The sequence below is a fragment of the Mesorhizobium sp. M1A.F.Ca.IN.020.06.1.1 genome, assembly GCF_004023265.1.
Taxonomy (GTDB): domain Bacteria; phylum Pseudomonadota; class Alphaproteobacteria; order Rhizobiales; family Rhizobiaceae; genus Mesorhizobium.
In genome coordinates, this window is sequence record NZ_RZSR01000414.1 from 1 (window position 1) to 4998 (window position 4998).

At 63.1% G+C, this 4998-nt stretch carries 4 protein-coding genes; 3 read left to right on the plus strand and 1 reads right to left on the minus strand.

The genetic code is table 11. From position 1 onward, the window contains the following. Nucleotides 1-39: 39 nt before the first annotated feature. Nucleotides 40-900 (minus strand): LysR family transcriptional regulator, encoded by an 861-nt coding sequence (locus tag EOA60_RS18440; protein WP_164748313.1) that lies wholly within the window; start codon nt 898-900, stop codon nt 40-42. A gap of 134 nt (nt 901-1034) precedes the next feature. On the opposite strand from EOA60_RS18440, the gene EOA60_RS18445 reads away from it, so the two are divergent. From EOA60_RS18445 to EOA60_RS18455, 3 genes are all read left to right on the plus strand, one after another. Continuing rightward, nucleotides 1035-2186, plus strand: a complete 1152-nt coding sequence (locus EOA60_RS18445) for a gamma-butyrobetaine dioxygenase (protein WP_095825022.1) — start codon at nt 1035-1037, stop codon at nt 2184-2186. Next, nucleotides 2183-2773 (plus strand): HD domain-containing protein, encoded by a 591-nt coding sequence (locus tag EOA60_RS18450; RefSeq protein ID WP_095824887.1) that lies wholly within the window; start codon nt 2183-2185, stop codon nt 2771-2773. Before EOA60_RS18445 ends, EOA60_RS18450 begins: the two co-directional genes overlap by 4 nt. Nucleotides 2774-3173: 400 nt before the next feature. Next, nucleotides 3174-4955 carry an acetolactate synthase 3 large subunit gene (locus EOA60_RS18455; RefSeq protein WP_127241708.1) on the plus strand — a complete coding sequence of 594 codons (1782 nt, stop codon included), beginning with the start codon at nt 3174-3176 and terminating at the stop codon, nt 4953-4955. Nucleotides 4956-4998: the final 43 nt, after the last annotated feature.

A 4998-nucleotide genomic window follows, 5' to 3' on the forward strand; every position in this document is an offset into this window, starting at 1 on the left:
CTCATCTATTGGAAGCGGATAGGGGAGCCAGCCCGGGCGCTATGCTGAAATGCTGGCGAGACGCGACAAAAGCCAGCGGCGAAAATCCTGTTCGGCGCCGGACAGCCGCGATGACGATGGCCATGTTAGGAAGTGACCCGATGGGCTCGAGAGCTCGAAATCGGAAAGCCTGACAAGGAGATTGTCCTTTAGCGCGGCCTCGATGAGCGGCCGCGAGCCCAGCAGCGCTCCGGCGCCGGACTTCGCCGCCTCCATCGCGGCGACAAAACTGTCGAAGCGATGCGAGCGTTGGGAGTGGCCGGCAAGGCCGGAGGCTGCGAACCACTCCGCCCACATCTCGCGCGCGCCCGCCACCAACAGCAGCGGCAGCGATGTCCATTCGGCATTTCCGGCCAAGATCGGCGCAGCGACCGGAACGAGCCGCTCGACCGTCAACCGGTCGGCGTCGCGCCCGGAAAATGAACCGTTGCCGAAGCGGATGTCGAGCGTCGAGCCTGCCTCGTCGTAGTCCGTCGGTCGATGGATGGTCACCAGATCGAGCCTGATCCACGGCAGCGCCTTTGCGAGATCGGGAAGAGCCGGGACCAGCACCAGCAGCGCGAAAGAAATCGGAACGCGAATGGTGACGGTTTGCAAAACGCGTGGCTCGAACAACTCGCGCGTGCTGCTGCCGATGATCGCGAATGCCGACTGGATATGGGGAAGATAGGCGGCGCCCTCCGGCGACAACGCCACGCCGCGTGCCAGCCGCGCGAACAGTCGCGTCTTGAGACGCTCTTCCAGAAAGCGGATGTGCTGGCTGACGGCGGCTTGCGTGAGCCCGAGCTCGGCGGCCGCGGCGGTGAAATTCGACAGGCGCGCAGCCGCTTCGAAACTGCGTAGCCAGTCGAGCGGAGGCATGGGATCGGCAGCTTTTCCAGTCATTAGGTTTTTGGCGGCATTGGCTGAAAAACAATAATTTGAATTATGCCTTTGGTAAAGACAGCATGCAATCGGTACCGCGGCGCCGGCCCGAAGACGGGAGTTTCAGAAACGTGCTGACGAGAGCAAACCTTGGCGACGAAGGGCGAACGATCGCGCTTGGCTGGGACGATGGGACACGCAGCCGATTCCATGCCATGTGGCTGCGCGACAACGCACTGGACGACAGGACCCGCAGCGCCGGTAACGGCCAGCGGCTGGTCACCATTTTGGACATTCCGGGCGAGACACGGATCGGAGAGGCCTCGATCAAGGGCGAGGCGCTGGTGGTCACGTTCGTGCCTGAAGACAAGACCGTCAGCTTTCCCGCAAGCTGGCTTCGCGCCCATACTTACGACCGCGAAGAAAATCGGCAGCCCGGCTGGACCGGCAGCGACATTCGGCGGTGGACCAAGGCCACGATGCAGAGTTCGGTGCCGCGCGCGGCCTATAGTGAGGCGCGGCACGACAGGAATGTTCTGCGGCAATGGCTGACGGCGGTACGGAGCTTTGGCTTTGCCGTCATGGACGGTCTGCCGGCCGAATCCGGGGCATTATGCAATGTGGCCGATCTCTTCGGATATATCAGGGAGACCAATTACGGGCGCTGGTTCGAGGTGCGCGCCGAGGTCAATCCAAACAATCTTGCCTACACCAACCTTGGCCTGCAGGCGCATACCGACAATCCCTACCGCGACCCGGTGCCGACGCTGCAGATCCTGGCCTGCATCGAGAATACGGTGGAAGGCGGCGAATCCAGCGTCGTCGACGGATTCGCGGTGGCGGCCGCGCTGCAGGCGGAGAATTCGAACGGCTTCCGGTTGCTTTCCTCCTATCCGGCGCGCTTCGAATATGCCGGCTCATCGGGCGTGCGGCTGCAGTCCAAGCGCCCGATGATCGAGCTCGGACCGGATGGCGAGCTCATCTGCGTGCGCTTCAACAACCGCTCGCTGGCGCCGACCATCGACGTGCCGTTCGCCGAAATGAACGCATATTACGCCGCCTATCGCCGGTTCGCCGAACTGATCGAGGATCCGGCCTTCGAGGTGACCTTCAAGCTCGAGGCGGGCCAGTCGTTCATCGTCGACAACACGCGCGTCATGCATGCGCGCAAGGCCTTTTCCGGCAGCGGCACGCGCTGGCTGCAGGGCTGCTACGCCGACAAGGACGGCCTGCTGTCCACGCTGGCGGCAATCGAACACGATGTCAGAGAGGCGGCCGAATGAAATCGAATGAACTGAACACCGGCAACATCGTCGAGTTCATCGCCGACATTTTCGAGCGTCGCGGCGCGGAATCCTATCTCGGCGAGCCGGTCACCATGTCCGAGCATATGCTGCAGGGCGCGTGGCTAGCCGAGCAGGATGGCGCGCCGGAGGAGCTTGTGGCTGCGGCGCTGCTGCACGACATCGGCCACTACACCAGCGAGTTCGGCACCTATTCGCCCGACGACGTCGAGGACAAGCACCACGACGAGGCGGGTGGCGAGGTGCTGGCGCCGTTCTTTCCGCCGGTCATCGTCGAATGCGTCAGGCTGCATGTTGCGGCCAAGCGTTATCTCTGCGCCACCGATCCCTCCTACTTCGGCAAGCTGTCGCCGGCCTCGGTCCATACGCTGTCGCTGCAGGGCGGGCCGATGAGCGCGGAGGAGGTGGCGGAGTTCCGCAGCAATCCATTCCATCAGGAAGCCGTGCGTGTGCGCATCTGGGACGAGGGTGGCAAGGTCGCCAACATGAAGACGCGTGCCTTTCGCGACTACGTGCCGCTGCTGGAGCGGGTGGTGAAAAAGTTCGCGGCCCGAAGCGCGACGTGATCACCGGCGCCGCCCCACCCGGCACACTTGCCGACAATAGTGCGCCGCCGAAGACTAGAGACGTTTTCTCGGCAACATCATGCGTCTCGACATACCCGGCAAAATGCGTTGGCGGCAACCAGGCAAGGGGTGTGGTGCTGGCGGCCTGAACAATCCGCGCCGCTGAACAATGGGACCGACAGATTGCCCGTTGACAGCGGCGCGGAACCGACCTTATTGTCCGCGCCCATGAAAACAGCACTCATTCTCGTAGGCTGGCGCGTGGGCAAGGCGGTGTAACCGCCGGGCGAAAACCTCCCATGCGCATCCCACAGGCTCCCTCGGGGGCCTTTTTTATTGCCCAAAACCCAACTAAACGACCAGCAAATCGCCAGATGGCGAACAGTACGGGACCAGACCGATGAGCAACGGACATAACGAGCGGCGCGAAATGACGGGCGCCGAAATGGTGGTGCAGGCGCTGAAGGACAACGGCGTCAAGCATGTCTTCGGCTATCCGGGCGGCGCGGTCCTTCCGATCTATGACGAGATCTTCCAGCAGGATGAGGTCGAGCACATTCTGGTCAGGCACGAGCAGGGTGCCGGCCATGCCGCCGAAGGTTATGCGCGTTCGACCGGCAAGGCCGGCGTGCTGCTGGTCACGTCCGGCCCCGGGGCCACCAATGCGGTGACGCCGCTGCAGGACGCGCTGATGGATTCCATTCCGCTGGTCTGTCTCACCGGTCAGGTGCCGACTTCGCTGATCGGCTCCGACGCCTTCCAGGAATGCGACACCGTCGGCATCACGCGCCCCTGCACCAAGCACAATTGGCTGGTGAAAGACGTCAACGAGCTCGCCGCCACCATCCATGAAGCCTTCCATGTCGCGACTACCGGGCGGCCGGGCCCGGTCGTGGTCGACATTCCGAAGGATGTGCAGTTCGCCAAGGGCATCTACGTGCCGCCGCAAACGGCGCCGCGCACCAGCTATCAGCCGAAGGTCCAGGGCGATCTTGAGAAGGTGAAGGCCGCCGTCGAATTGATGGCCGGCGCGAAGAGGCCGATCATCTACAGCGGCGGCGGCGTCATCAATTCAGGTCCGGAAGCCAGCCATCTGCTGCGCGAGCTGGTCGACCTCACCGGCTTCCCGATCACCTCGACGCTGATGGGCCTCGGTGCCTATCCGGCTTCGGGCAAGAACTGGATCGGCATGCTCGGCATGCATGGCACCTACGAAGCCAACATGGCCATGCATGATTGCGACGTGATGATCTGCATCGGCGCGCGCTTCGACGACCGCATCACCGGCCGGCTGACCGCGTTCTCGCCGAACTCGAAGAAGATCCATATCGACATCGATCCGTCCTCGATCAACAAGAATGTCCATGCCGATGTGCCGATCCTGGGCGATGTCGGCCGCGTGCTGGAGGATCTGGTGCGGCTGTGGCGGGCGACTGCCAAGGCCGACAAGAAGGCGCTCTATCCATGGTGGGAGCAGATCGCGAAATGGCGCGCGCGGGACTCGCTCGCCTATAGGATGAACAACGACGTGATCATGCCGCAATACGCGATCCAGCGGCTCTATGCGCTGACCAAGGATATGGACACCTACATCACCACCGAAGTCGGCCAGCACCAGATGTGGGCGGCGCAGCACTATCACTTCGACAAGCCCAACCGCTGGATGACCTCGGGCGGCCTGGGCACGATGGGATATGGCCTGCCGGCGGCGCTCGGCGTGCAGATCGCACATCCGAATGCGCTGGTCATCGACATCGCCGGCGACGCTTCGGTGCAGATGACGATGCAGGAGATGAGCTCGGCCGTGCAGTACGACGCGCCGATCAAGATCTTCATCCTCAACAACCAGTATATGGGCATGGTGCGCCAGTGGCAGCAGCTGTTGCACGGCAACCGGCTGTCGCATTCCTACACCGAGGCGATGCCGGATTTCGTCAAGCTGGCGGACGCCTATGGCGGCCATGGCATACGCTGCGACAAGCCGGACGAGTTGGATGACGCGATCCGCGAGATGATTTCGGTGACGAAGCCGGTGCTGTTCGACTGCCGCGTGGCGACTCTCGCCAACTGCTTCCCGATGATTCCGTCCGGCAAGGCGCACAACGAGATGCTCCTGCCTGACGAGGCGACCGACGAGGCGGTGGCCAACGCCATCGACGCCAAGGGCAGGGAACTGGTGTAGCGGCAGGCAGCGTCTGCGGCGGAAGCCGTGGGGAAACATAGAA